Here is a 23,599-nt window from a genome sequence, read left to right on the forward strand (position 1 = left end):
CTCTCAGAGCCCGGTGTGTCATCGACCACTACTCAGTACGTCTTTGACTATTGGGCAGTTCAGGCATTCCAGCATGGGGGCCTGCGCACTTCCAAACAGCGGAAAGCGGGGGAGTGCGATGTTGCAAGGCCCACATAAAACGGTCATAAAGAGCGAGCCCCGCCAAAAGGCGGGGCTGTTGTGAGCGCAGCGGTACCGCGTGACCGCGACGCGTGGCGATACGACCCGATTCCTCTGCCGAAACGTTATGAACACCGGAGCCGACCGTGTCAAAGGCCACAGCCGACACCGGTTTCCATACGACAACTGCCGTATGCGTCGAACGACTTGGGTGCTACCGCAGCCGTGCCATGAGGGCGTGCTCCACCAGGGTGATCAGCGCGCTCTTCGCGTCGGCGCGGTGCCGGGCGTCCGTCGTGATGATCGGCGCGTCCGGGCCGATCTGCAGCGCCTCGCGCACCTCCTCGGGCGTGTAGGGCTGGTGCCCGTCGAAGCCGTTGAGGGCGATGACGAACGGCAGACCGCTGTTCTCGAAGTAGTCGACCGCGGGGAAGCAGTCGGCGAGCCGGCGGGTGTCCACCAGGACGACGGCGCCGATCGCGCCTCGGACCAGGTCGTCCCACATGAACCAGAAGCGGTCCTGGCCCGGTGTGCCGAACAGGTACAGGATCAGGTCCTGGTCGAGCGTGATACGGCCGAAGTCCATCGCCACCGTGGTGGTGGTCTTGTCCCCGGTGTGGGTCAGGTCGTCGATGCCCGCCGAAGCGGACGTCATCACGGCCTCCGTGCGCAGCGGGTTGATCTCGGAGACCGCTCCCACGAACGTGGTCTTGCCGACGCCGAAGCCGCCGGCCACCACGATCTTCGCGGAGGTGGTGGCCCGCCCTCCGTCAGAGCTTGCGAAGTCCACTGAGCACCCTTTCGAGCAGCGTCACGTCAGGTGCGCCACCGTTGTTCTCGTCGCCGCCCGGCTGGTGGATGGCGACCAGGCCGGCCTCGGCGAGGTCGGCCACCAGGATCCGGGCCACACCGAGCGGCATGGCGAGCAGCGCCGAGACCTCGGCCACCGACTTCACCTCGCGGCACAGGTGGCAGATGCGCTGGTGCTCCGGGAGCAGCCCCATGAGAGCTGCCGGATCGGCCGTCGTGCTGATCAGCGCCTCGATGGCGAGCTGATAGCGCGGTCGGGTCCGGCCGCCGGTCATCGCGTAAGGACGTACCAGTGGCTGGTCGCCCTCGTCCCCGTACGGTTCCGCGTACGGATCATGAGAGGCGGTGGGCGGGGTCATCGTTCCTCCGGGCGGGACAGCAAGTCGGTCAGTCGTGCCGTCGGACGTGGCCGGTGGGGGGATTGTGGCGGCCGGACGGTGATTTGGTGAGGCGGGTTGGATCCGGGCTGTCAGTGGAGCAGACTGCCTTGCAGTTCGGCGCGCAGGTCGGGCGTGAGCACCGCGCCCGCGCGGTCGACCAGGAGCGCCATCTCGTAGCCGACGAGGCCGATGTCGCACTCCGGGTGGGCCAGGACCGCGAGGGACGAGCCGTCGGAGACGGACATCAGGAAGAGAAAGCCGCGCTCCATCTCCACGACCGTCTGCGCCACGTCGCCGCCCTCGAAGATCCGGGAAGCCCCGGCCGTCAATGAGGTGAGCCCGGACGCGACGGCCGCCAGCTGGTCGGCACGGTCACGCGGGAAGCCTTCGGACATCGCCAGAAGGAGACCGTCGGCGGATACGACGACGGTGTGGGACACACCGGGGGTGTTGTCCACGAAGTTGGTGATCAACCAGTTGAGGTTCTGTGCCGCCTGGCTCATCGGACTCAACTAACGCTCCTGCTGGTGAGTGGGGCTCGGGAAGCTGCCGGTCTGCGGGCCGGTACCGGCCTGCCGTCCCTGCGCGATACCCCGACGGAGATTGGTGAGCCGGCCACGGACGTCATCAGGCGCACGCGAGACCTGCGGACCGGTGTGGTGCTGTTGCTGCTGAGCCGTGCCCGGTACGAGGTTCGCCCGGGGCACCCTGCGCGGCAGACCGGAGGTGGTGACACCGCCCGCCGCCGGCTGCCGTACACGCTCCGCCTGCCGGACGAGGTCGTCGTTCGGGGAGGCGCGCCAGGCTGCCTGTGCGGGACGCTGGGGGGCCGCGGCGGCGGGGGCCGGCGGCTGCTGGGGGACGGGCGGGACCGGCGCCGAGCCGTTTCCGTGGCCGTTGTTCTGCGGGTGCTGCTGTTCCTGCTGGCCGCCGTGGAACCAGTTGGTCTCCAGCGTGTCGTACAGCGGGGTACGACCGTCACCGGGGCCGCTGGCCGGCGGCAGCGCCTCGGGCTCCTGACGGGCCGGCGGGACCGGCGGACGCTGGGGAGCGCCGAAGTCCATACCGCGGCCGTTGGTCTGCGGACGCTCGGACTGGCCCGTGCCGTACTGGCCGTTGCCGCTCTGGCCGCTGCCCGCGAAGCCGTTCTGGCGGCCGGGCAGGGAGTGCTGGCCGGTGGAGCTGCCGTCGTAGGACGGTGCGGCGTACTGGCCGGATGAGCCGTTGTCGTAGGCCTGCGGTGCGGCGTACTGACCGGAGTTGTGGCCGGTGTTCTGGGAGCCGGCCTGCGGCCCGGTCGGCCCGCCGAAGACGTCGGAGCGGACGAACTGCCCCGAGTCCTGCCGGCCGTTCGTGCCAGGGCGCGGGAACGAGCCGGTGTCCTGCGGTCCGTTCATGCCGGGACGCGGGAACGAACCCGTGTCCTGCGGTCCGTTCATGCCCGGGCGGGGGAACGAGCCGGTGTTCTGCGGGCCGTTCGGCAGGTTGAAGTCCGGGCGCGGGAACTCGCCGGTGGACGACGGCCCCTGCGGGATCGCCGGCATCTGCGAGGTGGCGCCCAGGTCCTGCCGGTCGTCGATGCGCGGCATCGGCGCGGTCCGGGTCGGGTCCTGCTCGTCGTGGCCGCGCGGGATGTCCAGCGAGGCACGGGAGACCGGCGGCTGGGCGTTGTCGTCGCTCCAGCTGGGCCTGCCCTGCTGCGGGTTGCCGCCGGGCAGCGCGGCCCGCGGGCCACCGCGCGGCGGCAGCTGGGGCTGACGGCCCTGGTCGGAGGGGGCGGCGGAGCGCTGCGGCGGGACCGGGGGCCGGTTGCTGAAGGCGTCCTGACCGCCGAAGGGGTCCTGCCTGTTGCCGAACGCGTCCTGGTCGCCGAACGCAGCACCGCCGGTGGGCCGGCCCTGCGGGGGAGCCGCCGGACCCTGCGGGCCGCGCGCGCCGCCCGGCGCACCGGGACGGCCGCCGTTCGGGCCCGCGCCGGGCAGCGCGGCCCGGGGACCCTGGCCCGCGCCGACCTGGCCGCGCGGAGCGGCACCGGCGCCGAGCAGTCCACCACCGGCGGGGCCGCCGGAACCGGGGGCGCCACCACGCGCACCGGCCGGGGCGGCACCGCCGCCGAGGGCCGGGGCGGTGGCACCCGCGCCGAGCGAACCGCCGGCACCGCCCCGCCGGGCCGCGGCCGCGCCGGCCGGACCGCCGGACGACGCCGGGGCGCCGGGCTTGCCGGGAGCGGGCTTCTTGCCGCCCTGGGCGACGTCGACCGGGAGCATGACCAGCGCGGTCGTACCACCGGAGTCGGACGGGCGCAGCTGGATGCGGATGCCGTGCCGCTGCGAGAGCCGGCCGACCACGAACAAGCCCATGCGGCGGGAGACGGAGACGTCCACGGTGGGCGGCGAGGCGAGCCGCTCGTTGATCGCGGCGAGGTCCTCGGGGGAGAGGCCGATACCGGTGTCGTGGATCTCGATCAGCACCCGGCCGTCGGGCAGCGCGTGACCGGTGACCTTGACCTTGGTCTGCGGCGAGGAGAAGGAGGTCGCGTTCTCCAGCAGCTCGGCGAGCAGGTGCACGAGGTCGTTGACCACACGGCCGGCCACTTCGGTGGTCGGTACGGCGGCCAGCTCGATGCGCTCGTACTGCTCCACCTCGGACGCGGCGGCGCGGAGCACGTCGACCAGCGGGACCGGGCGGGTCCAGCGGCGGCCGGGCTCCTCACCGGCGAGGACGAGGAGGTTCTCACCGTTACGGCGCATACGCGTCGCGAGGTGGTCGAGCTTGAAGAGGGAGGACAGCTGGTCCGGGTCGGCCTCGCGGGACTCCAGTTCGGAGATGAGCGAGAGCTGACGCTGGATGAGGCCCTGGGAGCGGCGCGAGAGGTTGGTGAACATCGCGTTGACGTTGCCCCGGAGGAGGGCCTGCTCGGCGGCGAGGCGGACCGCCTCGCGGTGCACGTCGTCGAAGGCCGCGGCCACCTGGCCGATCTCGTCCCGGGAGTGCACACCGACCGACTCCACGGACGTGTCGACGTCCTGCGGGTCGGACTCGGACAGCTGCTTGACCAGCTCGGGCAGGCGGTCCTGGGCGACCTTGGTGGCGGTCTCCTGGAGGCGGCGCAGCGAGCGGATCATGGAGCGGGCCACGATGAAGGCGCCGACCAGCGACACACCGAGGACGAGCAGGATCAGCGCACCGGAGATGATCGCTTCCTGCTGGGAGGAGGAGCGCAGCTCGCGGGCCTTCTGTTCCATGTCCTCGAGCAGCGTGTGCTCGATCTTCTTCATCTGGCCGATCTTGGTCGAGCTGTCGTCCACCCAGTCGAGGTAGGACCGCTTGGCGAGCTCGTTCAGACCGTTCTGGGCGCCGAGTGCGCGCTTGGCGTAGGTGTTCGCGGACTGGATCGTCGGGTTGTTCTCGTCGATCGGCTTCAGCAGCTCGGCCGCGTTCCCGGCGTAGACGTTGCGGAAGATCGTCAGCTCGGAGGTCTCGCTCTGCAGCGCCGACTCGGCGTAGAGCCGGTCGTTCTCGGAGAGGTTGCCGGCGGACGTGTTGTTGGCGGGCAGGGCCGCGGCGATGACGGCGCGCTGTACGGACGCGTACTCCTTGGCGGTGGAGAACGCCGCCAGGGCGCGGGTGCGCTGGATCATGTCCGGGTTGCTCGACGCCTGCGCCATGTCCTGCGAGAGGCCGATCAGCTGGGTGATCAGCCGGTGGTAGGCCTCGACCGTCTGGGTCGAGTTCTGCTTCTGCTGATAGGCGTCCTTGCGGATCTTCGCCAGGTCGTCGAGCTGGCCGGCCAGACCGACGAGGCTGTCCCGGACGCCCTGGAGCTGACCGTTCTTGCTCGCGGTGTCGATTTCCTGCGAGGCGTTGAGGAAGTTCTCGCGGGCGCGGTCGGTCTTGTCCTCGCGGCCCTTGACCGTGACGCTGTTGATCGACTGCCCGTGCGCCAGCGGACCGGCCGTCTGGTCGCGCTCCTCCTGGAGCATGGCGGCCAGTTCGGTGGCCTGCTTGGTCATGTCCGTCAGCAGCTTCATGTTGTCGAGCTGCTGGATGCTGTCGAGCGAGTCGTTGATGCGCACCGCGCCCAGCGTCGTCGCCGCCACCACGGGGAGCGCGAGCAGCGACACCAGGCGCGTGGAGATGCGCCAGTTGCGCAGGGCTATGCGCGAGCCGGGGTTGGTCGGGCCCTTGGGGGGTTTGATCGTGGGCGCCGGCGCGGCGGTCGGCTGGGGGCCCGAAGTCGACGAAGTCGCCGAAGACGCCGACACGGCGTGGCGCCCGAGGCGCTCGCCGCCGTCACCACCGCCGACCGGGGCCGGCCCCGGGTTCTGGGCGTGCTGGGGCGAGGAACCGCGGTCGGTCCCGCCGTGCGCCTCCGGCTCCGCCGAAGCGCTGCCATCCCTCTTGAAACGTCCCTGCACTAGCGTCGCAACCTCTGGACCAGGCGCCCCTCCGCTGAACGGAAAGACACGGTGTCGGCGTTGTCGGGGGGAGCGCTCTGAGTGCGCGCCCCCTGTTGGTCGTGAATGTGACCGGCGCTGGTTCCCCCTGTCTCGCCGCCACCCGGCGCTGCGTTGCGCCCCCTGCGCGCCGGCTCGATCCTGCGGCGGTCCGTGGAATTCCAGCACAGTGCCGGATCTCCAACAAGGGCCGTGGGCCGAGCTGTGACCTCCGTGACAGCGTGTGAGTGAGACGTTACGAGACGTCGAAGTCGATCACGTACATACCGGGCGTATCCCTGCCAGTCGCGGGCGCGTGAGGCGTGTCCCAGTCGAGATGATCAGGAGCGGAATGGCAGGTTCAGTTCGCCAATGTCCGTTTCATTGCGGTGAGTTGTCAGTCGGGAATGACCGTTTCGTCCTCGACTTCGTGAGCAAACTCACACGCAGGTCAAGGTCTCTTGGCGGCTTGCGCCGGGAATTCGATGTTTAGCCTGGCGCTTTACAAGAGGGCAGTCTCTGCCAACCCATACATGACGGGGTCAGTACAACCGTGAAGACGACGATGATGTTCCGCAACATAGCCAACCCCCGGCGCACCACCCTCGCCCACCTCAAGGACGCCGAGGAACTGCAGACCCCCGAACTCCCCGAGCACTCCCTCGACCTCCCCGCCCAGACCGCCAACCCGCGGCGCACCATCCTCATGGAGATCCCGGTGGCGGCCTCGGTCGCCGAGTAGCGGGCAGCGAGCAGCGAGCAGCGCGTAGTAAGGGCCACGGCCGCCGTCCACTCACTCACCCGGTCACCGGGTTGTTTTCGCGGCGGCCACCTCTCACCGCGTTAGCCTGGAGCGTCAGACTCCAGTCGGCTCAGTGAGGGGCGCAAGGATCCCGTGCGCATCGCCAGGTTCTCCATCGACGGGAACGTCGCCTTCGGCGCCGTCGAGGGCGACAAGCAGGACGAACTCGTCCTCGACATCATCAAGGGCATTCCGTTCACGGACTTCGAGCTCTCCGGTACGAAGGTCCCGCTGAGCAAGGTACGGCTGCTCCCGCCGGTGCTCCCCAGCAAGGTCGTCGCCTACGGCCGCAACTACGCGGAGCACGCCAGGGAGCTGGGCAACGAGGTCCCGGACACCCCCTTCGCCTTCTTCAAGCCGTCCACCTCGGTGATCGGCCCCGGCGACGAGATCCAGTACCCCTCGTTCTCCCAGGACCTCCACCACGAGGCCGAACTGGCCGTGGTCATCGGCCGTATGTGCCGCGAGGTCCCGCGCGAGCGCGCCCAGGACGTGATCCTCGGCTACACCTGCGCCAACGACGTCACCGCCCGCGACGTCCAGAAGCGCGAGAAGCAGTGGGCCCGGGCCAAGGGCTTCGACACCTCCTGCCCGCTCGGCCCCTGGGTGGAGACGGATCTGGACCTCGCCACCGCGTCCGACCTGACGATCCAGCTCACGGTCAACGGCGAACAGCGCCAGCTCGGCCGTACGAGCGAGATGATCCACCCCATCGCGGACCTGATCGTCAACATCACCGAGGCCATGACGCTGCTCCCCGGCGACGTGATCCTCACCGGCACCCCGGCAGGGGTCGGCCCCCTCAACGTCGGCGACCAGGTCGCCGTCACCATCGAAGGCATCGGCACTCTCACCAACAAGGTTGTCAAGCGTGGCTAGCGCACCCGACCCCGCCGTCCGAGTACGGTTCTGTCCCTCGCCGACCGGTAACCCCCATGTGGGCCTGGTCCGCACCGCCCTGTTCAACTGGGCGTTCGCCCGGCACCACCAGGGCACCCTGGTCTTCCGCATCGAGGACACCGACGCGGCCCGCGACTCCGAGGAGTCGTACCAGCAGCTGCTCGACGCGATGCGCTGGCTGGGCTTCGACTGGGACGAGGGCCCCGAGGTCGGCGGCCCGCACGCGCCGTACCGCCAGTCGCAGCGCATGGACATCTACCGGGACGTCGCCCAGAAGCTGCTCGACGCCGGTCACGCCTACCACTGCTACTGCTCCCAGGAGGAGCTGGACACCCGCCGCGAGGCCGCCCGCGCGGCCGGCAAGCCGTCCGGCTACGACGGTCACTGCCGGGACCTCACCGCCGAGCAGGTCGAGGAGTACAAGGCCCAGGGCCGCACCCCGATCGTCCGCTTCCGGATGCCCGACGAGACGATCACCTTCACGGACCTGGTCCGCGGTGACATCACCTATCTCCCGGAGAACGTCCCGGACTACGGGATCGTCCGGGCCAACGGCGCGCCCCTGTACACGCTCGTCAACCCGGTCGACGACGCCCTGATGGAGATCACCCACGTCCTGCGCGGCGAGGACCTGCTCTCCTCAACCCCCCGGCAGATCGCCCTCTACAAGGCGCTGACCGAGTTGGGCATCGCCAAGCAGACCCCGGCCTTCGGCCACTTGCCGTACGTCATGGGCGAGGGCAACAAGAAGCTCTCCAAGCGCGACCCGGAGTCCTCGCTCAATCTCTACCGCGAGCGCGGCTTCCTCCCCGAGGGCCTGCTCAACTACCTCTCCCTGCTCGGCTGGTCGTTCTCGGCGGACCGGGACATCTTCTCGATCGAGGAGATGGTGGCCGCCTTCGACATCTCCGACGTGAACCCCAACCCGGCCCGCTTCGACCTGAAGAAGTGCGAGGCGATCAACGCCGACCACATCCGCATGCTGGATGTGAAGGACTTCACGGAGCGCTGCGCCCCCTGGCTGAAGGCCCCCGTCGCCCCCTGGGCCCCGGAGGACTTCGACGAGGCCAAGTGGCACGCGATCGCCCCGCACGCCCAGACCCGGCTGAAGGTCCTCTCGGAGATCACCGACAACGTCGACTTCCTCTTCCTGCCCGAGCCGGTCTTCGACGAGGCGTCGTGGACCAAGGCGATGAAGGAGGGCTCCGACGCCCTGCTGGTCACGGCCCGCGAGAAGCTGGAGTCCGCCGACTGGACCTCCCCCGAGTCCCTGAAGGAGGCCGTCCTGGCCGCCGGCGAGGCCCACGGCCTCAAGCTCGGCAAGGCCCAGGCCCCGGTCCGGGTGGCCGTCACCGGCCGCACGGTCGGCCTGCCGCTCTTCGAGTCCCTGGAGGTCCTGGGCAAGGAGAAGACGCTGGCGCGGATCGACGCGGCCCTGGCGAAGCTGACCGCGTAGGGCACGCCCGCGTGAGGGGCGGTCCCGGTTCCTCCCGGGGCCGCCCCTTCGTCGTACCCACCGGGTACCGTCGGCGGTATGACGATCAGAGCCGTGGTCTGGGACGTGGACGACACTCTCTTCGACTACACGACCGCCGACCGGGAGGGCATGCGGGCGCATCTGGCGGCGGAGGGGCTGCTCGCCGGCTGGGAGAGCGCGGAGGCGGCCCTGGTGCGGTGGCGGGAGATCACCGACCAGCAGTGGGCGCGGTTCTCGGCGGGCGAGGTCAGCTTCGAGGGACAGCGGCGGGACCGGGTACGGGTGTTCCTGGGCGAGGAGCTCACCGACGACGAGGCCGAGGCATGGTTCCGCCGGTACCGGAGGCACTACGAGACCGGCTGGGCCCTCTTCCCGGACGTCCTGCCCGCCCTGGACGCACTCGCGGCCGGCCACCGGCACGCCGTGCTCTCCAACTCCAGCCTGCACGTCCAGGAGCACAAGCTGCGCACGCTCGGCGTCCACGACCGCTTCGAGACCGTCCTCTGCGCCGCCGAACTGGGCATCTCCAAGCCCGAGGCCGGCGCCTTCCTGGCGGCCTGCGCCGCGCTGGAACTCGCCCCGCACGAGGTCGCGTACGTCGGTGACCACCCGGAGATCGACGGGCGCGGTGCCGCCGACGCCGGGCTGCTGTCGGTGTTGATCGACCGCCACGGACCGTCCACCAGGGACGACGCCCCCGCCGGCCCGCACCGGATCGCATCCCTCGCCGAACTGCCCGCCATCCTCCGCGCCGATACCCGTTTTGGAGCCCCGTCCACCTTCAGGTAATGTTCTTCCTGCGCCGCCGGGGAACGGGCCGAAAGGCCGGAACCGGAGGAGCGTAGCTAGAACAAAATCCCCTCAGGGGCTTGCGTTCCAGTGGCCTATGGTGTAATTGGCAGCACGACTGATTCTGGTTCAGTTAGTCTTGGTTCGAGTCCAGGTAGGCCAGCTCGCAGAGCTCATCTGCACGCGCGGATCATATCCGCAAGCCCCCGTTGTGTAGCGGCCTAGCACGCTGCCCTCTCAAGGCAGTAGCGCCGGTTCGAATCCGGTCGGGGGTACGGTGATCGAAGGATCGCTAGGGCCCCCGTTGTGTAGCGGCCTAGCACGCCGCCCTCTCAAGGCGGTAGCGCCGGTTCGAATCCGGTCGGGGGTACGAACTGGTCTAAACCACATTGGTCTATGGTGTAATTGGCAGCACGACTGATTCTGGTTCAGTTAGTCTTGGTTCGAGTCCAGGTAGACCAGCTCGGATCTGCGGAAACGTAAGATCCACGCCCCCGTTGTGTAGCGGCCTAGCACGCCGCCCTCTCAAGGCGGTAGCGCCGGTTCGAATCCGGTCGGGGGTACCACATGAAGGCCCTTCGCTTCGGCGGAGGGCCTTCGTCGTCCCCGCTGCCGGCTCACTCGAAGCCGTATCGGCGGGCCGTCTCCTCCTCCTGTGCCAGCCGGTGCAGCGCCGAGCATCGGCTCCACCAGGGCCGCGGCGGCCACCGCTGCCTCCACCTTCTCCTCCTCCGACGGATGCGTCTCCGTGAAGTCGAGGTCGGCGATCGCCGCCTGGTGCATCAACTTCGCGTGGAATGGGGTCCACCAGTGGCTCCCGGTCGCGCTGTCGATGTTCCGCATGCTGCGGGAGCTCGAACGGGACCCTGCCCGGGGGCTGCTGGGGCGCGTGGCGCTGACGGCGTCGCCGCGGACCTACTGCTTCGTCCAGTACCGGGAGTCGAAGGAGAAGCTGTACGCGTACGCGAGCTCGCCCGACCTGTTCCATCACGCGGTGTGGGGCATGGTGAACCGCAAGGAGCGCGCGGGGAAGTTCCGCGGGCATGTGGGGCTGTGGCACGAGGCGTATGTGGCGCCCGAGGGCTCGTACGAGTCCGTCTACTTCGACATGCCCCGCTTCGGAATGGGCGCGGCGAGCGGGGTCGTACCGGTGGAGCGGCGGGGACGGTACGCGAAGGACCGGTTCGCTCATCGACCGGCGTGAGTGCGGCGCCTCTGAGTTTCTGCAGTCCCCTCGGGAAGAGCCTGCCGCGGCGTTGAGGCCGGCTCTCTCCCGGACGGGTGCGGCTCTCAGCCCGTGCGGCGCAGGGCCTCCGACAGGCGGGCCGCCGCGTCGATGACCGCCTGGGCGTGCATACGGCCGGGGTGGCGGGTGAGGCGTTCGATGGGGCCGGAGACCGAGACGGCCGCCACCACACGGTTGGAAGGTCCCCGCACCGGCGCCGACACCGACGCGACGCCCGGCTCGCGTTCGCCGATGGACTGGGCCCAGCCGCGGCGGCGGACACCCGACAGGGCCGTCGCCGTGAAGCGGGCGCCCTGGAGGCCGCGGTGCAGGCGCTCCGGCTCCTCCCAGGCCATCAGGATCTGCGCCGACGAACCCGCCTTCATCGTGAGCGTCGAACCGACCGGCACCGTGTCCCGAAGACCGGACAGACGTTCCGCCGCGGCCACACAGATACGCATGTCACCCTGGCGGCGATAGAGCTGCGCGCTCTCGCCGGTGATGTCCCGGAGGTGGGTGAGCACCGGGCCCGCCGTCGCGAGCAGACGGTCCTCGCCGGCCGCCGCGGCCAGTTCCGCGAGTCGCGGGCCGAGAATGAAACGGCCCTGCATGTCGCGTGCCACCATGCGGTGGTGTTCCAGGGCCACGGCCAGCCGGTGAGCCGTGGGCCGTGCCAGTCCGGTGGCCCCGACCAGACCCGCGAGGGTGGCCGGACCGGACTCCAGAGCGCTCAGGACAAGGGCCGCCTTGTCCAGAACGCCGACGCCGCTACTGTTGTCCATGCAACGATACTCACGTCTCACTCTGTGAAACGCAAGTTCAATTTTCGATGGAACGCGCCACTCTGGATAGACACAGTGGCCCGCGGACCAACGGGCCCGGCGGCGGAAGCCCGGAACCACGACTTCAGGGGCCCGGAGAACGGGCAGCCGCTACCTCAAGATCTCTAGTTGGGCCGGTGCACGTCTGCCGGCCGGAGGGAAAGCGATGGGTAGGACACTCGCGGAGAAGGTCTGGGACGACCATGTCGTCCGGCGCGCCGAGGGCGAGCCCGACCTCCTCTTCATCGATCTGCACCTGCTGCACGAGGTGACCAGCCCGCAGGCCTTCGACGGGCTGCGCCGCAACGGCCGCCAGGTGCGCCGCCTCGACCTCACCATCGCGACCGAGGATCACAACACCCCCACCCTCGACATCGACAAGCCCATCGCGGACCCGGTCTCCCGGGTCCAGTTGGAGACGCTGCGCAAGAACTGCGCCGAGTTCGGTGTCCGGCTGCACCCGCTGGGCGACGTCGAGCAGGGTGTCGTGCACGTGGTCGGCCCGCAGCTGGGTCTGACCCAGCCCGGTACGACCGTCGTCTGCGGTGACTCGCACACCTCCACGCACGGCGCCTTCGGCGCGCTGGCGTTCGGTATCGGCACCTCCCAGGTGGAGCATGTGCTGGCCACCCAGACGCTGCCGCTGGCCCGCCCGAAAACCATGGCCATCACGGTCGACGGCGAACTGCCCGAGGGCGTCACCGCCAAGGACCTGATCCTGGCGATCATCGCCAGGATCGGTACGGGCGGCGGCCAGGGCTACATCCTGGAGTACCGCGGCTCCGCCATCGAGAAGCTCTCGATGGAGGCCCGCATGACCATCTGCAACATGTCGATCGAGGCCGGCGCCCGCGCGGGCATGATCGCCCCCGACGAGACGACCTTCGCGTACATCAAGGGCCGCGCCCACGCCCCCGAGGGTGCCGACTGGGATGCGGCGGTCGAGTACTGGAAGACCCTGAAGACGGACGAGGACGCGGTCTTCGACGCCGAGGTGCACATCGACGCCGCCGCCCTCTCCCCGTTCGTCACCTGGGGCACCAACCCTGGCCAGGGCGCCCCGCTTTCGGCGGACGTCCCCGACCCGGCTTCGTACGAAGACGCTTCGGAGCGCCTCGCCGCCGAAAAGGCCCTGGAGTACATGGGGTTGGAGGCCGGCCAGTCGCTGCGCTCCATCAACGTGGACACCGTCTTCGTAGGCTCCTGCACCAACGGCCGTATCGAGGACCTGCGCGCCGCGGCGGACATCCTCAAGGACCGCAAAGTCGCCGACGGCGTACGGATGCTGGTCGTCCCCGGCTCCGCACGGGTCGGTCTGCAGGCCGTCTCCGAGGGCCTGGACGTCGTCTTCAAGGACGCCGGCGCCGAATGGCGGCACGCGGGCTGCTCGATGTGCCTGGGCATGAACCCCGACCAGCTGGCCCCGGGTGAGCGCTCCGCGTCCACCTCCAACCGCAACTTCGAGGGCCGGCAGGGCAAGGGCGGCCGTACCCACCTGGTGTCGCCGCAGGTCGCGGCCGCCACGGCCGTCCTGGGCCACCTGGCCTCGCCCGCCGACCTGTCCGACGCCGACGTTCGTACGCCCGCTGGAGTCTGATCAGCCATGGAAGCATTCACCACGCACACCGGCCGAGCCGTCCCGCTGCGCCGCTCCAACGTCGACACCGACCAGATCATCCCTGCTCACTGGCTCAAGAAGGTCACCAGGGACGGCTTCGAGGACGGGCTGTTCGAGGCCTGGCGGAAAGATCCCGAGTTTGTGCTCAACCGGCCCGAGCGGCAGGGTGCGACGGTCCTGGTCGCCGGCCCCGACTTCGGCACCGGCTCCTCCCGTGAGCACGCCGTCTGGGCACTGCAGAACTACGGCTTCAAGACCGTCATCTCCTCCCGCTTCGCCGACATCTTCCGGGGCAACTCGCTGAAGAACGGCCTGCTCACGGTGGTCCTGGAGCAGAAGATCGTGGACGCGCTCCAGGAGCTCACCGAGAACGACCCGCAGGCCGAGATCACGGTCGACCTGCAGGCCCGCGAGGTGCGCGCCGAGGGCATCACCGCCTCCTTCGAGCTGGACGAGAACTCCCGCTGGCGGCTGCTGAACGGGCTCGACGACATCTCCATCACCCTCCAGAACGAGGCCGACATCGCCACGTACGAGGCCAAGCGGCCGTCGTACAAGCCGCGGACGCTCCAGGCCTGATCCGGAGCCCGCTTCCGGCCTGGTCGACCACATCTGAACAGGGCTGGTTTCAGCCACCGCAACGCCCCGCCTGTACCCCCGATCGCCACGATTGGGGGTACAGCCATGTCTGCACCCGAACGGGCGCTCGCGTTGTCGCAGGTCTTGCCAACTTCCCACGTTAGGGCGGATGTTGTGGGGGTAGGTGAGTGCTGTGTCCGTGGCTTCCGCAAGTGCCCGGAAGGCCATTTGCGGCGGCAGTTGCCCCCTGCGCAGGCGACAACTCGCCCCAGATGGCACAATCTGTGCATGGAACACGACGGCCAACTCCAGCTCTATGCGGCGGTCGCGGGCCAACTGAAGGAAGCGCACACAAGAGTGCGCGCACTGCAAGTCCCGGAGGGCGTACGGATGGCGCTGACCCGGAAGCTGCTGGTCATTACGGCCGCGGCCAAACACGACCTCGCCGACGCGGCAAGGCGGCTGGAACGGTTCAACGCGGACCTCGAAGCGGGTCGATTCCCCGAAGAGGAACGGTGACTGGACCGTCCAGGACGGCCGAGTCCGTTGCGGCACGAGGGTGATAAGCCCGTTTCGTGTTTGATTTGCGGTATATATCTGCCTAACGTGCGAAAAAGCTTGAACACTTTCGTTCTGGCGATGTCTCCGAAGGGGAAGACGTGAACAAGGCGCAGCTCGTAGAAGCGATTGCCGACAAGATGGGCGGCCGCCAGCAGGCCGCGGAAGCGGTCGACGCGGTTCTGGACGCCATCGTCCGCTCGGTCGTCGCGGGTGACCGGGTCTCGGTCACGGGCTTCGGGTCCTTCGAGAAGGTGGACCGCCCGGCCCGTTACGCCCGCAATCCCCAGACGGGCGAGCGGGTTCGGGTCAAGAAGACCTCCGTGCCGCGCTTCCGCGCCGGTCAGGGCTTCAAGGACCTGGTGAGCGGCTCGAAGAAGCTCCCCCGCGGCGGCGAGGTCTCGGTCAAGAAGGCACCCAAGGGCAGCCTGACCGGCGGTGCTTCGGCGACGGTCAAGAAGGCGGCGGCGAAGAAGAGCACCGCCAAGAAGGCGACCGCGGCGGCCAAGAAGACCACCGCGAAGAAGACGACGGCGAAGAAGACGACCGCCACGGCGAAGAAGACCACGGCCAAGAAGACCACCGCCAAGAAGAGCACGGCGACGGCGAAGAAGGCGGCCGCGCAGAAGGCTCCGGCCAAGAAGGTCACCGCCAAGAAGGCGCCGGCCAAGAAGTCGACGGCTCGGAAGGCCACCGCGAAGAAGACCGCCGCCCGCTGACGCGGGGGAGCGCCGGGGTAACTCACGCGACGGGCCGGACTCCTTTGAGGAGTCCGGCCCGCGGTGTGTTTGGCGTACCAAGAGTTTCGGGTGCGGCGCCGCTGGGGCTGGTCGCGCAGTTCCCCGCGCCCCTGACGGGGCGTTTTCGCCTCAGAGAGTCTGCAAGGTCACCAGGGTGACGCGGAGGTCGGCTCCGGTGCCCTCTGTTTCGATCCGCACCCGCTGCCCCGGCCGGAGCAGCCGCAGGCCTCCCGCCTCGAAAGCGGCTCCCTCGAAGGGCACCGGAGTCCCGTCGTCCAGCAGCACCTGGCCGCTGCGGGTCTCGGGGTCGTACGTGTATGCGGTCGCCTGCATGAGCGCAGCCTACTGGTCCGGGATCAGCAGGCGGGCCGCCACCGCGGCCGTGCGTGGGCCCACGCCCAGGGCCAGTGCCGTCCGCAGGTCCGCGCCGGTGTCCACGTCCTGGCGCACCGAGTCCACGTCGGCCAGTCGCAGTTCCGCGGCGCCCGAGGCGGTGTGGCGGGCACGGGAATCCGGGCCGAATACGGGCGCCAATTCACTGCCGGGGGCCGCGGCCAGCAGGGTGGTGCCGATTGCCGCCGCGTCCGGGAGAAAAGCGCGCGGGAATTCCGCGGCCGCGTCGAGCACCCGGGACAATTCCAGCGGACGCAACGCCGGCAGATCGGCGTTCAGGGCAGCCACCGCGCTTTCCGGACGCGATGCGCGTACGACCGCCGCGCCGTGCCGCAGAGCGGCGTTAAGGCCGCTTCCCGGCGTGTCCGGGACGATGCGCGCGCCCAGCGCCGAAAGCTCGCGTCCTGCCAGCGTGTCGTCCGTGACGACCGCCACATCCTTCACCGCCTGGCAGGCCAGCGCCGCCGCCAGCGTGTCCTGGGCGAAGGCGAGGGCCAGTGACGGACGCAAACCGTCCGTCGCGGTGTCCGCGAGCCTGCTCTTGGCCCGCGCCAAGGGCTTGAGGGGTATCACCAAGGTCCACTGCACCGACGTACCGTCCCTCCCTTGTTGCCTCATTGTCACCCGGGCCCCGGGGTACGCGCGGCAGCGAGGCGTACGGTGTTCCTCGACAGACCGGCGGACCGGGGCCACACTTCTCCCGGCCCCCGGTCCGGGAGAAGAAGTCCCGGAGACCGGGAAGAAGTCCTAGAGGAAGGTGTGCGCGTGCCCCGCCGGAGAATCGGCTTCTGGTACCGCTTCGCTGCGGTGCTGTGCAAACCGCCGCTGGTGGTCATGATCAAGCGGGACTGGCGCGGAATGGACAACATTCCGGCCGAGGGCGGATTTATCACTGCGGTGAACCACAATTCCCACATCGACCCCTTCGCCTACGCTCACTATCAGTACAACACCGGGCGCGTTCCGCGATTCCTGGCGAAGAGCGGGCTTTTCAAGAAGGGATTCGTCGGCGCCGCCATGCGGGGCACCGGGCAGATCCCCGTCTACCGCGAGTCCACCGACGCGCTCAGCGCCTTCCGGGCCGCGATCGACGCCGTGGAGCGCGGCGAGTGCGTCGCCTTCTACCCTGAGGGAACGATCACCCGCGACCCGGACCAGTGGCCCATGACCGGCAAGACCGGCGCCGCCCGGGTCGCCCTGCAGACCAAGTGCCCGGTGATCCCGGTCGCCCAGTGGGGCGCCAACGAACTGCTGCCGCCGTACGCGAAGAAGCTCAACCTGCTGCCCCGCAAGACCCACCACGTCCTCGCCGGCCCGCCGGTCGACCTCTCGCGCTTCTACGGCAAGGACATGACCCAGGACGTCCTCAGGGAGGCGACCGAGGTCATCATGGCCGCCATCACCCGCCAGCTGGAGGAGATCCGCGGCGAGAAGGCCCCCGGGACCGCCTACGATCCACGCCAGGTGCGCATCGAGCAGCGGCGCCGGGCGCGTTCGCAGAGCGGTCTGGAAGAGGAGAGCGGCAAGTGAGCAAGCCTGCCAAGGCGGCGGTCTTCAGCGCGGGTTCGTGGGGTACGGCCTTCGGGATGGTGCTCGCCGACGCCGGGTGCGAGGTCACCCTGTGGGCGCGGCGCGCGGAGGTGGCCGAGGCCGTCAACTCCGGCCGTACCAACCCCGACTACCTGCCCGGCGTGGAACTCCCCGAGAACCTGCGGGCCACGACCGACCCCGCCGAGGCCGCGGCCCGCGCCGACTTCACGTTCCTGTCGGTGCCGTCCCAGACCATGCGGGCCAATCTCGCCGAATGGGCGCCGCTGCTCGCGCCCGGCACGATCCTCGTGTCGCTCATGAAGGGCGTCGAACTCGGCACCGCCATGCGGATGAGCGAGGTCATCGAGGACGTCACCAAGGTCGGCGCGGACCGCGTCGCCGTCGTCACCGGCCCCAACCTCGCCCGCGAGATCGCCGCCCGGATGCCGGCCGCCGCCGTGGTCGCCTGCACCGACGAGACGGTCGCCCAGCGGCTCCAGGCCGCCTGCCACACCCCGTACTTCCGGCCGTACACCGAGACCGACGTGGTCGGGTGCGAGCTGGGCGGTGCCGTGAAGAACGTCATCGGCCTCGCCGTGGGCATCGCGGACGGCATGGGCCTCGGCGACAACGCCAAGGGCTCGCTCATCACGCGCGGTCTCGCGGAGACCGCCCGGCTCGGCATCGCGCTCGGCGCCGACCCGCTGACCTTCTCCGGCCTCGCGGGCCTCGGCGACCTGGTGGCCACCTGTTCCTCGCCGCTGTCCCGCAACCACACCTTCGGCACCAACCTCGGCAAGGGCATGACCCTGGAGGAGACCATCGCGGTCACCAGTCAGACCGCCGAGGGCGTCAAGTCCTGCGAGTCCGTGGCCGATCTGGCCCGCCGGCACGGCGTGGAGATGCCGATCACCGAGACGGTGGTCGACATCGTGCACGAGGGCAAGCCGCCCGTGGTCGCCCTCAAGGAGCTCATGTCGCGTAGCGCGAAGCCCGAGCGACGCTGAGCAAACGCGCCCCGAGGACGCTGTCTCGGGGACCTACCACCGGGTACCCTCAACGCGATATGAGCACCGAGAACCTCCCCCAGAACCCTGAGCAGCCCGCTCGCAAGCCGCGTGTGGCCGTCGTGTTCGGCGGTCGCAGCTCCGAGCACGGGATCTCCATGGTCACCGCCGGAGCCGTCCTGAGCGCCATCGACCGGACGACGTACGACGTCCTGCCGATCGGCATCACCCGGGAAGGCCGCTGGGTGCTCACGGCCGACGAACCCGAACGCATGGCGATCAGCGACCGCCGTACCCCCGAGGTCGGCGACCTCGCCGAGTCCACCGAGGGCGGCGTGGTGCTCCCCGTCGACCCGGCCAACCGCGAGGTCGTCTACAGCGAGCCCGGCTCCGTGCCCAAGGCGCTCGGCGAGGTCGACGTCGTCTTCCCGGTGCTGCACGGCCCCTACGGCGAGGACGGCACCCTCCAGGGACTCCTGGAGCTCTCCGGCATCCCGTACGTCGGCTCCGGTGTGCTCGCCTCGGCCGTCGGCCAGGACAAGGAGTACATGAAGCGGGTGTTCACCTCGTTCGGGCTCAAGGTCGGCCCGTACCTGGTGATCCGTCCCCGCGAGTGGAAGCGGGACGAGTCCGCCGCCCGCAAGCGGATCGTCGACTTCGCGGGCGAGCACGGCTGGCCGCTGTTCGTGAAGCCCGCCCGTGCCGGTTCGTCGATCGGCATCACCAAGGTCGACGACCTCTCCGGCCTGGACGAGGCGATCGCCACCGCCCAGTCCCACGACCCGAAGATCCTGGTCGAGGCGGCGCTGCGCGGCCGTGAGATCGAGGTCGGGGTCCTGGAGTTCGAGGACGGCCCGCGCGCCTCGGCCCCGGCCGAGATCCCGCCGGCCGACGCCCACGCGTACTACGACTTCGAGGCCAAGTACATCGACTCCACCCCCGGCATCGTCCCGGCCCCGCTGACCCCGGAGGAAACCGCCGAGATCCAGGCGCTCGCGGTGGACGCCTTCGAGGCCGCGTCCTGCGAGGGCCTGGTCCGCGCGGACTTCTTCCTCACCGAGGACGGCGATTTCGTGATCAACGAGATCAACACGATGCCGGGATTCACACCGATCTCGATGTATCCCCAGATGTGGCAGGCGACGGGCGTCACCTACCCGGACCTCGTCGACCGCCTCATCCAGGCAGCGCTGAACCGTTCAACCGGCCTGCGCTGAAGCGCCCCGTCAGGCCCTAGGGGGCGTCCGGCGGATCCTGTCGGCGTCGCGGGGTCTGGCACGCCCCCCCAGAGGGGGTGCCCCCAGCCGCGTTGTCGTCGGTCCCCGACGTCCCCCAGCCTTCGGCCGGGGGTGCCCCCACCGCGTCGGCCGCCGCGGAAGCGGCTGATTGTCCACGCCTCCTCCGCCTTGCAGCTGCACGCACCAGACCCCGCTCGTCCCGGCCAGGAAGCGCCGTCTTACAGCCGCCCTGATCTGCCGGACACCCCCTAGCCGGCGATCCCCTCCGGAATCGCCTTCTTGACGGCAGGCGCCAAACTCACCAGCGGCGCCATGCCGTCCCCCGTCCGGTCCTTCGGAACCGTCACCTCGACATACGCCTTCCGGAGCGTCGTCGTGAACCGGAACGCCCCGTCGGCCCGCTGCTCCAGCAGCCACCCGACCCCGTTCACCTCGACCCCGTCGGCCTCCGGGTCGGCCATCTTCGCAGGCCGTGCGAGACCGCAGCGCAGTATGATCGCCGGGTCCCCCCAGCCCGCGGTCAGTGCGGACGAGGGCTCGGGGTCACGTCGGGTGAATCCGTCGACCTTCTTCGGCAGCACCCCGTCGAGGCGGTCGCACAGTTTGGCGACCGACGCACCCGGACGGGGAACCGCCGCCGACGGGGCGTCGTCTGCTGATGAGCAGCCCGCCGCCGCGATCATCAGCACGGCGAGCGCGGGCAGACCGAATGGCCGGTGACGGAAGATGTTCACCGGCCAAGCGTAGACGGGGGCTACAGATGGACGACCGGGCAGGTCAGGGTGCGCGTGATGCCGTCCACTTGCTGGACCCTCGCGACCACGAGCCGGCCGAGTTCGTCGACCGTCTCCGCTTGTGCGCGCACGATGACGTCGTACGGTCCTGTCACATCCTCGGCCTGGATGACTCCAGGGATCTTGCTGATGATCTCGGCGACGGTCGACGCTTTGCCGACCTCCGTCTGGATCAGGATGTACGCCTGTACCACGGAACCTCCAGGGCGGCCACGAGGATCATGTGGGGAAAAGGAACGCCACGGTATCGCGTCGCCGCCCACCGCGGGGAGACCTGCGCGGACAGGGGCTTGCGCGCCGGGGTGCGGGCACGGCAGAAGTTGACGGTCACCTCGACCGTATCCAGGACAACGGTGACGCGCGAGCGGGCACGGCAAGGCAGAGAAGGGGCGAAGGGCAATGAAGGGCACTGTTGGTGAGCTGGGAGAGTTCGGGCTCATCAGGGAGCTCACCTCCCGTCTCACCACCACTCCGGCGGTCCGGGTCGGCCCCGGCGACGACGCCGCGGTGGTCGCCGCGCCCGACCGCAGGGTCGTGGCGAGCACCGACATCCTGCTGGAGGGCCGGCACTTCCGCCGCGACTGGTCCACGGCCTACGACGTCGGCCGCAAGGCGGCCGCGCAGAACCTCGCGGACATCGCCGCCATGGGCGCCGTGCCGACCGCGCTGCTGCTCGGCCTGGTCGTCCCCGCCGAACTGCCGGTGACCTGGCCCAGCGAGCTGATGGACGGCATCCGGGACGAGTGCCAGGTGGCCGGCGCCTCGGTGGTCGGCGGCGATGTGGTCCGAGGCGACACCATCATGGTCTCCATCACCGCGCTCGGTGATCTGCGCAACCAGGAGCCGGTCACCCGGGGCGGAGCCCAGCCCGGCGACCTGGTGGCCGTCACCGGCTGGCTGGGCTGGTCCGCGGCCGGCTACGCGGTGCTCTCCCGGGGCTTCCGCTCGCCGCGCGCCTTCGTGGAGGCCCACCGCCGCCCCGAGCCGCCGTACCACGCGGGGCCGGCCGCCGCGGGACTCGGCGCGACCGCGATGTGTGACGTGAGCGACGGGCTGATCGCCGACCTCGGTCACATCGCGGAGGCCAGCAAGGTGCGGATCGACATCCGCTCCGGTGCGATCGACATCCCGTCCCAGATGAACGACATCGGTCAGGCCGTCGGCGTCGACCCGCTGCAGTGGGTGCTGAGCGGCGGCGAGGACCACGCGATCGTGGCGACCTTCCCGCCGGACGTGAAGCTGCCCGCCCGCTGGAAGGTCATCGGCGAGGTCCTCAACCCGTCCGCGCTGCCCCAGGTGACGGTCGACGGGGCGCCCTGGACCAGCAAGGGCGGCTGGGACCACTTCGGGGACATCGAGTCATGAGCCTCCCGCGGGTGCTGACGATCGCGGGCTCCGACTCCGGTGGCGGGGCCGGGATCCAGGCCGACGTGAAGACGATGCTGGCGCTGGGTGTGCACGGCATGAGCGTGATCACGGCGGTGACCGCCCAGAACTCCCTGGGCGTGCAGGGCGCTTGGGAACTGCCGGTGGCGGCTGTGCGCGCCCAGTACCGCAGCGTCGTCGACGACATCGGCGTGGACGCGGTGAAGACCGGGATGCTTGCCTCAGCCGAACTCGTCGAGGCCGTCGCGGAGTTGATCGCCGGGACCGACGCGCCCGTGGTCGTCGACCCGGTGGGCGTCTCCAAGCACGGCGACCCGCTGCTCGCCGCCTCCGCCCTGGACGCGGTCCGCACCAGACTCCTCCCACTGGCCACCGTGGCCACCCCCAACCTGGACGAGGTGGCCCAACTGACCGGCGTCCACGTCGAATCGGAAGGGGACCTGCGCCGGGCCGCGGCGGCCGTGCTGGCGTACGGGCCGAAGTGGGTGCTGATCAAGGGCGGGCATCTGCCCGGCGAGGCCGTGGACCTGCTCACGGACGGCGCGGACGAGTTCCGGCTGCGCGCCCCCCGCCTCGACAACCGGCACACCCACGGCACGGGCTGCACCCTCGCGTCCGCGATCGCGTCGCGGCTCGCCAAGGGGCAGTCCGTGCCGGAGGCGGTGGCGGCGGCCAAGGAGTACGTCACCGGGGCGATCGCGGCCGGATTCGCGCTCGGCGCGGGGATCGGGCCGGTAGACCACGGCTGGGCCCTCAGGCCTCCGGCAGACCCGGGTACTCCCGCAGCCTGATGTCCGTGGCCGCCTTCTCCGTCATCTTCTTGAAGAAGCGGGCCAGCGGCCGTGAGCTGAGGACCCGGTACATGCGGTCCCGGTTGCGGATGCGCCGCTCGGTGGGCGGGGCGAAGAACGGGCCCGCGTTCCCGGAGATCTTCTGGCAGCCCTTGGCGAAGTCCCGGATCCGGGACTCGTACTCGGCTAAGGCGGTGCGGTGGTCGCCGCCCGCGAGGTCGAGCTCACCGGCGAGGACATAGGCGCCGACGACCGCCACACCCGTCCCCATCCCGCCCATCGTCGCCCCGTAGCCGGCGTCCCCGAGCAGCGCCACCCGCCCCTTGACGAGGCGGTCGACGTGGATCTGGGCGATCGCGTCGAAGTACAGGTCGTCGGCCTCTTCGAGGGCCTTCAGCAGGGTCGGGCCCTCCCAGCCGAAGTCGGCGAACCGTTCCGCGAGGATCCGCTTGACCGCCGTGACGTCCCGGCGGTCGTACGACAGCTCCTCGGACCGGAAGACCAGCAGCGCCCCCGCGCGGCCCGGGTCGCCGTCGTAGTTGCCGATGACGGCCGCGCGGCCGGGCTCGCTGTAGACCCGGCCGGTGCGGTGCAGGCCCAGGTGGTTGGGGATGTCGAAGCCGGCCACGTAGTGGTCGAAGAAGCGCAGGTAGCGGGACTCCTCGCCGAAGACGAGCCGGCGGGTGTTGGAGTGCAGGCCGTCCGCGCCGACGACCAGGTCGAAGCGGCGGGGAGCGCCCCGCTCGAAGGTGACGTCGACGCCGTCGGCGTCCTCGGTGAGCGAGGCGACCGAGTCGCCGAAGACGTACTCGACGTCGTCCTTGGTGCGCTCGTACATGAGCTGCGTGAGGTCGCCGCGGAAGATCTCCACGTCGCCGCTCATCAGCTCGGCGGGCAGGTCCACGCGCGCGCTGCCGTCGGCGTTCACGACGGTCTGGCGGCCCATGCGGGTCTGGCGGGCGTGGATCTCGTCCCAGATGCCCATGGAGGTCAGGACGGTGCGGTGGACATGCCCGCGGAAGTCGACCGCGAAGCCGCCGCCGCGCAGTTCCGGGGCCTTCTCGACGACGGTGACCCGGGCGCCGAGCCGGACGAGGTTGAGGGCGAGGGCGGGGCCGGCGACGCTGGCGCCGGAGACCAGGACGCTGAGGTGGCTGAGGTTCTTCGTCGTGGACTTCTTCGTCGTGGGGTTCTTAGTCATGCGG

Annotated in this window: 24 protein-coding genes, 5 tRNA genes and 1 pseudogene; 19 read left to right on the forward strand and 11 right to left on the reverse strand. The window is 70.0% G+C overall.

Annotation, left to right across the window (positions count from 1 at the left end; translation table 11 throughout):
- Positions 1–334 precede the first annotated feature (334 nt).
- The 4 genes from ABZ396_RS33080 to ABZ396_RS33095 form a co-directional block, all read right to left on the reverse strand.
- Positions 335–910 (reverse strand): ATP/GTP-binding protein, encoded by a 576-nt coding sequence (locus ABZ396_RS33080; protein WP_046729249.1) that lies wholly within the window; start codon positions 908–910, stop codon positions 335–337.
- Positions 891–1,289 (reverse strand): DUF742 domain-containing protein, encoded by a 399-nt coding sequence (locus tag ABZ396_RS33085; RefSeq protein ID WP_019058642.1) that lies wholly within the window; start codon positions 1,287–1,289, stop codon positions 891–893. Before ABZ396_RS33085 ends, ABZ396_RS33080 begins: the two co-directional genes overlap by 20 nt.
- Before the next feature lie 110 nt (positions 1,290–1,399).
- A complete protein-coding gene (locus ABZ396_RS33090; protein WP_005479910.1) occupies positions 1,400–1,813 on the reverse strand; it encodes a roadblock/LC7 domain-containing protein in 414 nt (137 codons plus the stop codon).
- Positions 1,814–1,822: 9 nt separating this feature from the next.
- A complete protein-coding gene (locus ABZ396_RS33095; RefSeq protein ID WP_358922560.1) occupies positions 1,823–5,728 on the reverse strand; it encodes a nitrate- and nitrite sensing domain-containing protein in 3,906 nt (1,301 codons plus the stop codon).
- Between the two features lie 571 nt (positions 5,729–6,299).
- Between ABZ396_RS33095 and ABZ396_RS33100 the strand changes: the two genes are divergently transcribed.
- From ABZ396_RS33100 to ABZ396_RS33140, 9 genes are all read left to right on the forward strand, one after another.
- Positions 6,300–6,488 carry a hypothetical protein gene (locus ABZ396_RS33100; protein ID WP_358922562.1) on the forward strand — a complete coding sequence of 63 codons (189 nt, stop codon included), beginning with the start codon at positions 6,300–6,302 and terminating at the stop codon, positions 6,486–6,488.
- 153 nt (positions 6,489–6,641) lie between these two features.
- Entirely contained in the window at positions 6,642–7,427 is a 786-nt protein-coding gene (locus ABZ396_RS33105; protein ID WP_358922564.1) for a fumarylacetoacetate hydrolase family protein, read from the forward strand.
- Positions 7,420–8,904, forward strand: a complete 1,485-nt coding sequence (gltX, locus tag ABZ396_RS33110) for a glutamate--tRNA ligase (protein ID WP_358922566.1) — start codon at positions 7,420–7,422, stop codon at positions 8,902–8,904. Before ABZ396_RS33105 ends, gltX begins: the two co-directional genes overlap by 8 nt.
- A gap of 78 nt (positions 8,905–8,982) precedes the next feature.
- Positions 8,983–9,714: an HAD family hydrolase gene (locus tag ABZ396_RS33115; protein WP_358922568.1), complete on the forward strand. Its 732-nt coding sequence runs from the start codon at positions 8,983–8,985 to the stop codon at positions 9,712–9,714.
- A gap of 91 nt (positions 9,715–9,805) precedes the next feature.
- Positions 9,806–9,877 (forward strand) — tRNA-Gln (locus ABZ396_RS33120).
- Between the two features lie 39 nt (positions 9,878–9,916).
- A tRNA-Glu gene (locus tag ABZ396_RS33125) sits at positions 9,917–9,989 on the forward strand.
- Positions 9,990–10,011: 22 nt separating this feature from the next.
- Positions 10,012–10,084, forward strand: a tRNA-Glu gene (locus tag ABZ396_RS33130).
- A gap of 20 nt (positions 10,085–10,104) precedes the next feature.
- A tRNA-Gln gene (locus tag ABZ396_RS33135) sits at positions 10,105–10,176 on the forward strand.
- A 28-nt stretch (positions 10,177–10,204) separates the two neighbouring features.
- Positions 10,205–10,280 (forward strand) — tRNA-Glu (locus tag ABZ396_RS33140).
- Positions 10,281–10,331: 51 nt separating this feature from the next.
- Here ABZ396_RS33140 and ABZ396_RS33145 read toward each other — a convergent pair.
- Positions 10,332–10,509, reverse strand: a pseudogene (locus ABZ396_RS33145) (transcriptional regulator); the annotation flags it as partial.
- Between ABZ396_RS33145 and ABZ396_RS33150 the strand changes: the two are divergent.
- A complete protein-coding gene (locus tag ABZ396_RS33150) occupies positions 10,463–10,918 on the forward strand; it encodes a DUF4188 domain-containing protein (protein ID WP_358922570.1) in 456 nt (151 codons plus the stop codon). The pseudogene ABZ396_RS33145 and the gene ABZ396_RS33150 overlap by 47 nt on opposite strands.
- A gap of 86 nt (positions 10,919–11,004) precedes the next feature.
- Here the strand turns inward: ABZ396_RS33150 and ndgR are convergent, their stop codons facing one another.
- On the reverse strand, positions 11,005–11,721 hold the full coding sequence (gene ndgR / locus ABZ396_RS33155) for an IclR family transcriptional regulator NdgR (RefSeq protein ID WP_089098541.1): 717 nt from the start codon (positions 11,719–11,721) through the stop codon (positions 11,005–11,007).
- A 205-nt stretch (positions 11,722–11,926) separates the two neighbouring features.
- Here ndgR and leuC point away from each other — a divergent pair, with 205 nt between their 5' ends.
- The 4 genes from leuC to ABZ396_RS33175 all read left to right on the forward strand — a co-directional run bounded on the left by leuC (position 11,927) and on the right by ABZ396_RS33175 (position 15,234).
- A complete protein-coding gene (gene leuC / locus ABZ396_RS33160; protein ID WP_358922572.1) occupies positions 11,927–13,357 on the forward strand; it encodes a 3-isopropylmalate dehydratase large subunit in 1,431 nt (476 codons plus the stop codon).
- Positions 13,358–13,363: 6 nt separating this feature from the next.
- A complete protein-coding gene (gene leuD, locus ABZ396_RS33165) occupies positions 13,364–13,957 on the forward strand; it encodes a 3-isopropylmalate dehydratase small subunit (protein ID WP_358922574.1) in 594 nt (197 codons plus the stop codon).
- A 288-nt stretch (positions 13,958–14,245) separates the two neighbouring features.
- The gene (locus ABZ396_RS33170; RefSeq protein WP_358922576.1) at positions 14,246–14,476 is read left to right on the forward strand and encodes a hypothetical protein; all 231 of its coding nucleotides are present in this window, start codon (positions 14,246–14,248) and stop codon (positions 14,474–14,476) included.
- A 140-nt stretch (positions 14,477–14,616) separates the two neighbouring features.
- Positions 14,617–15,234, forward strand: a complete 618-nt coding sequence (locus ABZ396_RS33175) for an HU family DNA-binding protein (RefSeq protein ID WP_358922578.1) — start codon at positions 14,617–14,619, stop codon at positions 15,232–15,234.
- 150 nt (positions 15,235–15,384) lie between these two features.
- Here the strand turns inward: ABZ396_RS33175 and ABZ396_RS33180 are convergent, their stop codons facing one another.
- Positions 15,385–15,588, reverse strand: coding sequence for a hypothetical protein (locus tag ABZ396_RS33180; RefSeq protein WP_358922580.1), 204 nt, complete (start codon positions 15,586–15,588; stop codon positions 15,385–15,387).
- A gap of 9 nt (positions 15,589–15,597) precedes the next feature.
- Positions 15,598–16,236, reverse strand: a complete 639-nt coding sequence (gene cofC / locus ABZ396_RS33185) for a 2-phospho-L-lactate guanylyltransferase (RefSeq protein ID WP_358922582.1) — start codon at positions 16,234–16,236, stop codon at positions 15,598–15,600.
- Positions 16,237–16,413: 177 nt separating this feature from the next.
- Between cofC and ABZ396_RS33190 the strand changes: the two genes are divergently transcribed.
- The 3 genes from ABZ396_RS33190 to ABZ396_RS33200 are packed head-to-tail and all read left to right on the forward strand — an operon-like array spanning position 16,414 to position 19,402.
- Positions 16,414–17,178, forward strand: a complete 765-nt coding sequence (locus ABZ396_RS33190; protein ID WP_358922584.1) for a lysophospholipid acyltransferase family protein — start codon at positions 16,414–16,416, stop codon at positions 17,176–17,178.
- Positions 17,175–18,185, forward strand: a complete 1,011-nt coding sequence (locus tag ABZ396_RS33195; RefSeq protein WP_358922585.1) for an NAD(P)H-dependent glycerol-3-phosphate dehydrogenase — start codon at positions 17,175–17,177, stop codon at positions 18,183–18,185. Before ABZ396_RS33190 ends, ABZ396_RS33195 begins: the two co-directional genes overlap by 4 nt.
- Positions 18,186–18,244: 59 nt before the next feature.
- Complete coding sequence (locus tag ABZ396_RS33200; RefSeq protein WP_358922587.1) at positions 18,245–19,402, forward strand: D-alanine--D-alanine ligase family protein; 1,158 nt, start codon at positions 18,245–18,247, stop codon at positions 19,400–19,402.
- Between the two features lie 269 nt (positions 19,403–19,671).
- Here the strand turns inward: ABZ396_RS33200 and ABZ396_RS33205 are convergent, their stop codons facing one another.
- Positions 19,672–20,157 carry a DUF3515 domain-containing protein gene (locus ABZ396_RS33205; RefSeq protein ID WP_358922588.1) on the reverse strand — a complete coding sequence of 162 codons (486 nt, stop codon included), beginning with the start codon at positions 20,155–20,157 and terminating at the stop codon, positions 19,672–19,674.
- A gap of 20 nt (positions 20,158–20,177) precedes the next feature.
- Positions 20,178–20,411: an Lrp/AsnC ligand binding domain-containing protein gene (locus tag ABZ396_RS33210; RefSeq protein ID WP_093498875.1), complete on the reverse strand. Its 234-nt coding sequence runs from the start codon at positions 20,409–20,411 to the stop codon at positions 20,178–20,180.
- A gap of 205 nt (positions 20,412–20,616) precedes the next feature.
- Between ABZ396_RS33210 and ABZ396_RS33215 the strand changes: the two genes are divergently transcribed.
- Positions 20,617–21,582, forward strand: a complete 966-nt coding sequence (locus ABZ396_RS33215; RefSeq protein ID WP_358922591.1) for a thiamine-phosphate kinase — start codon at positions 20,617–20,619, stop codon at positions 21,580–21,582.
- Positions 21,579–22,394, forward strand: a complete 816-nt coding sequence (gene thiD / locus ABZ396_RS33220; protein ID WP_358922592.1) for a bifunctional hydroxymethylpyrimidine kinase/phosphomethylpyrimidine kinase — start codon at positions 21,579–21,581, stop codon at positions 22,392–22,394. The genes ABZ396_RS33215 and thiD overlap by 4 nt, the downstream gene beginning before the upstream one ends.
- Here thiD and ABZ396_RS33225 read toward each other — a convergent pair.
- The gene (locus tag ABZ396_RS33225; RefSeq protein ID WP_358922594.1) at positions 22,357–23,595 is read right to left on the reverse strand and encodes an FAD-dependent monooxygenase; all 1,239 of its coding nucleotides are present in this window, start codon (positions 23,593–23,595) and stop codon (positions 22,357–22,359) included. The two genes, thiD and ABZ396_RS33225, sit on opposite strands and share 38 nt — an antisense overlap.
- Between the last annotated feature and the right edge of the window lie 4 nt (positions 23,596–23,599).

It is taken from the genome of Streptomyces sp. NPDC005866 (assembly GCF_040629895.1).
In the GTDB taxonomy this organism is placed as follows: domain Bacteria; phylum Actinomycetota; class Actinomycetes; order Streptomycetales; family Streptomycetaceae; genus Streptomyces.

Coding starts and splice junctions, on each gene's coding strand:
- ndgR (WP_089098541.1), bottom strand. CDS start 11,721: ATGGACAACAGTAGCGGCGTCGGCGTTCTGGACAAGGCGGCCCTTGTC.
- thiD (WP_358922592.1), top strand. CDS start 21,579: ATGAGCCTCCCGCGGGTGCTGACGATCGCGGGCTCCGACTCCGGTGGC.
- ABZ396_RS33085 (WP_019058642.1), bottom strand. CDS start 1,289: ATGACCCCGCCCACCGCCTCTCATGATCCGTACGCGGAACCGTACGGG.
- ABZ396_RS33200 (WP_358922587.1), top strand. CDS start 18,245: ATGAGCACCGAGAACCTCCCCCAGAACCCTGAGCAGCCCGCTCGCAAG.
- ABZ396_RS33090 (WP_005479910.1), bottom strand. CDS start 1,813: ATGAGCCAGGCGGCACAGAACCTCAACTGGTTGATCACCAACTTCGTG.
- ABZ396_RS33215 (WP_358922591.1), top strand. CDS start 20,617: ATGAAGGGCACTGTTGGTGAGCTGGGAGAGTTCGGGCTCATCAGGGAG.
- leuD (WP_358922574.1), top strand. CDS start 13,364: ATGGAAGCATTCACCACGCACACCGGCCGAGCCGTCCCGCTGCGCCGC.
- leuC (WP_358922572.1), top strand. CDS start 11,927: ATGGGTAGGACACTCGCGGAGAAGGTCTGGGACGACCATGTCGTCCGG.
- ABZ396_RS33225 (WP_358922594.1), bottom strand. CDS start 23,595: ATGACTAAGAACCCCACGACGAAGAAGTCCACGACGAAGAACCTCAGC.
- ABZ396_RS33170 (WP_358922576.1), top strand. CDS start 14,246: ATGGAACACGACGGCCAACTCCAGCTCTATGCGGCGGTCGCGGGCCAA.
- ABZ396_RS33115 (WP_358922568.1), top strand. CDS start 8,983: ATGACGATCAGAGCCGTGGTCTGGGACGTGGACGACACTCTCTTCGAC.
- ABZ396_RS33180 (WP_358922580.1), bottom strand. CDS start 15,588: ATGCAGGCGACCGCATACACGTACGACCCCGAGACCCGCAGCGGCCAG.